The 3,082-nt window shown below is 29.8% G+C and carries 3 protein-coding genes; all 3 read left to right on the top strand.

Translation table 11 applies throughout. The features are described 5' to 3' along the window. Positions 1-455: CRISPR-associated endoribonuclease Cas6 (gene cas6, locus VK998_RS01205; protein ID WP_325224557.1), on the top strand; the 455-nt coding region annotated here is incomplete at its 5' end. Positions 456-470: 15 nt separating this feature from the next. Further along, positions 471-2,417 carry a TIGR02556 family CRISPR-associated protein gene (locus VK998_RS01210; protein ID WP_325224561.1) on the top strand — a complete coding sequence of 649 codons (1,947 nt, stop codon included), beginning with the start codon at positions 471-473 and terminating at the stop codon, positions 2,415-2,417. After that, a partial coding sequence (gene cas7b, locus VK998_RS01215) for a type I-B CRISPR-associated protein Cas7/Csh2 (RefSeq protein WP_325224563.1) occupies positions 2,401-3,082 on the top strand: 682 nt, incomplete at its 3' end. The genes VK998_RS01210 and cas7b, both read left to right, overlap by 17 nt.

Raw genomic sequence — 3,082 nt, forward strand, 5'->3', positions numbered from 1 at the left:
TTGGTAATAGTTTTCTAAATCGACAAAAAGTACAGCTAGGAAACAACTATTTAGAAGTTAAACAATTATCAGTTGAAAAGGAAAATGTAAATAGTGAAGAAATAACAATACGTACCTTATCTCCTATTTCTACGTATAGTACTTTATATAGAAAAGATGGAAAAAAATTCACATATTATTTCAATCCAAAAGAAAAAGAATTTGCAGAAATGATTGAGAATAATCTAAAAAATAAATATAGGGCTTTTTACTCAGAAGAGCCACCTGAATCGGAAATGGATATAAAACCTTTAGGTTCTACTAGGTTATCTATTGTAAAATATAAAGGTTTCATAATAAAAGGATATACAGGGAAATTTATAATGAAAGGAATACCATCATTGCTACAACTAGGATTGGACACAGGATTAGGCAGTAAAAATAGCCAAGGATTTGGCTGTGTTAAATTGATATAGAAAAGATATTAGGAGGTGAGAACGATCATTGAAGGAATAATACAAATGGGAGAAGTATTAAAATCTGACGACCCCATACTAAACTTCATTGAAAAACTTCAACCTAAGAGAAGAAATAAACAATTAAATGTACTAAAATTTAACTTTTTATTAGAAGAAGATAAGTTAGAAATTGATGTAAATGAAGAAATTGATAGCAATACAGCAAAAAAATATACCTTCGTAGGATCAGCAGACGGCTCTAATGCTGCACAATGGTATGCATCCAGCACATCTAGTAATTATCATCTAACAGAAACTCTCTATAATCTTTCCCAAATAGATTTAGGATTAGAATTAAATAAAAAAATCCAACAAATACTTAAAAATTTCTATGTAGATTTTGGAGAAGGAATGAAGTCCAAATATCGGTATGCTTTAGATTTAGAAAAATGTATAACTATTGATAAAACAATGGAAAACCTTTTCGAAGAAACAAAATCAGAATTAGATAATGAAAAAAAACTGGGAAAGGTACTTTTAGAGAAAATCAAAATAAAGTTTGACAAATATCTAAACGAAGAAAAGGGAATAGAACCAGGGGATATAGGTCTATACATTATATTTATTGATGGAAAACCTTTAACAAATTTCAAGGAGTATAAGGAAGCTGTAATAGAGTCTAAGAAACCGAAATCTAAAGATGGCAAAGGAAACAATGGAGTATGTTGTATTTGCGGCAGTACCGAAGATATATCCCATGATATGACTAAGACGAAAATTAAATTTTATACGACTAACCAACTTATATTTGCCAGTGATGTATCCACAAAAAACTATTATAAAAACATGCAAATGTGCTTAGATTGTATGTTTAAATATCTAGCTGGCGAAAACTATATAATGAATAGATTAGCTAGTAGACTTGCAGCTTTTGATGTATATATAATCCCTCAATTTATTTATGGACAACCTTTAAATAAAAATGATTTAAATATAGCTGCTAATAAGATAGTTGACTCTTTTAATACCGTAAAATCCTATGAAGGAATGAGGGGTTTAAGGGATGAAATATCAGGGGCATTAGATTTAAGAGATGAAAGTAGCTATTTTCTTTTAAACTTCATGTTTTTCAAAAGAAGCCAAAAAGCAACAAAGATACAAAGGCTTATAAAAGACATAAATCCTTCTATCTTTGAGAAAATTAGAATTTCATCAGAGAAAGCTTTTTTAGATTTTCAAAAAGTTTTAGGACAGAAATATAGAGGTGCAATTACTCTAAGTACAATATATTTCATGACCCCTATAAGAATAAGTCGTGGAGAAGCTGTTGAATATAGAGATGTTCTTGAGACGTATGATGCTATACTTACTGGTAAAAAATTGAATAAAAAACATCTTATAAAAAATCTAATAGAATGTATAAAAATAATAAGACTTTCTAAGGATTCTTATAATATAAATCCAAAGGAGGAAATATTAGAGTTCTATGTCATGAGAGCCAATATGTACATTAAATTTCTTGAATATATGGGTTGCTTAAAGGAGGGAGAAGGTTTGGATGTATCTGAATTAAAGGTTAAAGACAATATTAAAAATTATATTGAAAAAATAGGGTATGACGAACAGGAAACTGCAATGTTTTTATTAGGTTATTTAATAGGAGAAATAGGAAATGTTCAGTATAAGAGAACAGAAGAAGGAAGTAAACCTATACTTAACAAAATTAATTTTAACGGTATAGACAAGCAAAAGATTATTAGGCTTACAAAGGATGTATTTAACAAACTAAATCAAGAAAAGATACGACAATACAATGAAGTGACTTTCTTTGAAATGAAAAGATTCTTAGATGGAAATATTGATAACTGGAAATTAAATAAAGATGAAAGTTTGTTTTATCTTCTTTCAGGGTATTCTTTTGCAACTACTATTCCAATGTTAAGAGAGAAGGGGGATGTTTTAAATGACCATAACCAATAATGAAATATTATATCTTTATGATGCAAAACTTACTAACCCTAACGGGGATCCAGATGAGGAGAATAGGCCTCGTATGGATTATGAACGGGAGATGAATTTAGTATCAGATTTAAGACTAAAAAGATATATAAGAGATTTTATACATGCAAAAGGTCATGATATATTCGTTAGAAGAGTAGATGATAAGCCAGTAACTGCCGATAAAAGAATAAAGGATTTAAAGGATTCTTCAAATGAATGGATATTAGACAATTTAACTGATGTGAGGATGTTTGGTGCCACTATGACGGTTAAAAGAGACAATAAGACTTTTATAGGTCCCATACAATTTAATTGGGGATACTCCTTAAATAAAGTGGAACTTCTCGAATCAAGTATTACCTCTCACTTTTCAGCCAGTGAAAGAGCTACTCAAGGAACAATTGGTAAAGATTTTAGAGTTAAATATTCACTAATTGCTTTTTCTGGGGTAGTAAGTGGTAATAGGGCTGAAAAAACTATGCTTAAGGATGAAGATTTATATTTACTAGACGAGGCCATGAAATATGCTATTCCAAACCTTGCAACCAGAAGCAAAATCGGGCAGTACCCAAGGCTTTATATTAGAGCTGAATATATGGACAAAGAAACTATATTAGGAGATTATAGGGACTATATTGAATTAA

Origin of the sequence: Schnuerera sp. (assembly GCF_035459645.1) — a bacterium.
Lineage (GTDB): Bacteria > Bacillota > Clostridia > Tissierellales > Tepidimicrobiaceae > Schnuerera.